This window comes from Flammeovirga aprica JL-4 (assembly GCF_012844305.1).
Lineage (GTDB): Bacteria > Bacteroidota > Bacteroidia > Cytophagales > Flammeovirgaceae > Flammeovirga > Flammeovirga aprica.
On the sequence record NZ_JABANE010000258.1, the window covers coordinates 1 to 1,980 of the forward strand.

3 protein-coding genes are annotated in these 1,980 nt (G+C 32.1%); all 3 read left to right on the plus strand.

All coding sequences use genetic code 11. The annotated features are described in order from the left end of the window. The coding region (locus HHU12_RS33655) for a hypothetical protein (protein ID WP_169661107.1) at nucleotides 1-885 on the plus strand (885 nt) is incomplete at its 5' end. Then, complete coding sequence (locus HHU12_RS33660; RefSeq protein WP_169661108.1) at nucleotides 878-1,384, plus strand: HEAT repeat domain-containing protein; 507 nt, start codon at nucleotides 878-880, stop codon at nucleotides 1,382-1,384. The genes HHU12_RS33655 and HHU12_RS33660, both read left to right, overlap by 8 nt. 336 nt (nucleotides 1,385-1,720) lie before the next feature. Beyond that, nucleotides 1,721-1,980: hypothetical protein (locus HHU12_RS33665; protein ID WP_169661109.1), on the plus strand; the 260-nt coding region annotated here is incomplete at its 3' end.

A 1,980-nucleotide genomic window follows, 5' to 3' on the forward strand; every position in this document is an offset into this window, starting at 1 on the left:
GAGCGAGTTTACAACTTTGAGGTGGAAGGTTATCATAGTTATTATGCGGATGGTATTTATGTGCATAATGATTATGAGTTGCCTCCGTCCATAGCTAAGAAGCTTAAGTCATTAAGAATAGATGGTGAATTAAAAGAAGCTTTTGAAAAAAGTTATTCCAAAAATGAAGCCTTTAGGAATGCAATAACAGGTAAAGAGGATTTAATAAAAGGTTGGATTGTTGGTATACGAACAGGGGTAGATGATTTTTACAGTCATGACCCTAAAACCTTAGCATCAATTGTTGATTATCTTTCTAAGCAAAAATTAAGTGTAGATCAATTAGTGAAAAGAATACCTGAAAATGTTGATTTTAGGTTAAATTGGTTCAAAAATGTAGGTAAATTTGGGAAAGTCATTGGCAAGAAGGGAGATTATGTAGTGGAAGAAGCTGGAGAGGTTTTTTATAGAGCAATTCCAAATGATCATTTTGATGAATTGATTAAAGGAAAAAAGTTACTAAAACCGGCTGAATGGAAAGCTAAGGGGTTAACTCGGATTGGAGGTGAGGGTTCGACATCTCCGAAATTAGGTTTTTCAGAAGATTATAATGGTGTATTAGTTAAATATTATCTTAAAAAAGGGACAATCGATAAGTTTGTAACTATGGGGGTTTCTAATAAAAAACCACCTCTGATTAAGAAATACTTTGGCGAGATGATATCATCTGAAGAATATAAATCTATTACAGGTAAAAAATGGACATTAGAAAAAGTTCAATTTAAAGTGGAGAGTAACGATCTTAATCCACCACAGGTTAATATACAATTTGGAAAAGGAAAAGGAGTTGATGTTTTTAATGAAAGCTTAATAACAATTGAAATAATAAGTAGAAAAAATGATTAAAGAAAAACTTGATTTAATATTAGAATATGCAACTAATGAAATTTCTAAGCAACAATTTGAATCAAAATTTCCTGAAGTGAAAGATATGAAATATTTAGAACAAGAATTTAATTCTGCGTATCTAAATAAAGATGCATCAGCAATAGACATAATAAAAATGATAACTCATAAATATTATGATGATGATTTTTTGTATAAAATGTATAAAAAGTTAATAGTTGAATGTTGGCATCATCAACATGAAAATATTGCATTATCATTTCAATTTAAATACAAAAACCCAGACTGTATAGATACAGTTGTAGAAGCCATGTATTTGCATTGTGAACATTGGGATGAAGAAGATGATAGGGATCCATTCGTACGAAAATGTGCCTATATTCTTGGTGATTTAAGGACAGAATATGCTATTCAAAAACTAAAAGAATTGTCATTGTCATCAGATCCAATTATTAAAGAGTATAGTACCTATCAACTTCAAAGGATAGGAGAAATTTAAGAGTAATTAGAATGTAACACAATTGTTCTGGGGGGTAAGTTGAGTGTTCCCCCAAAAAAAATGTTTTAAAGTACTCTCCTTTTAACATCAAGTGAATTAACTATATTTTAAATAGATGTCATTATTGAGAAGTTTAGCAAAAAAACTATCTCGTGTAGCCATTCATACATAATGTTTGGCTACTTTTTTTCTATCCCATTTTTCTCCCAATGATAATATTCTTCCATCTCCCAAAGCGTATGCATTAGCTTTAGAAAATTTTTAAATATAGGAGGTAAATCGCTTTATAATAGGTGATTGGTAAGGTAGTTAACCCGTAAAGCAGTCCGAAATGCCTTGATCTATGGTTACAATGAAGTAGCCTCTAAGATTCAAACAGCTTTGCACCCCAACCCTTATTTCAATGTCAACGGAGAAAAGTACGGTTCAGGGTCAATAGTGAAATTGTTTAGCCACGGGGGGACTGTTCAAGTAGAATTACTGGATAAAGACCTTAATGGTATGAAAGTCAAAAGATGGACCGGAGCCTTAGGATCTACCCACAAAGATTCTTCTTATGTGGCACGGATCGACACTCAAAATCCCGGACAGCTTCA

Bases quoted from the DNA above. Each gene is read 5' to 3' on its own strand.
- HHU12_RS33660 (WP_169661108.1), top strand. From the start codon at position 878: ATGATTAAAGAAAAACTTGATTTAATATTAGAATATGCAACTAATGAA.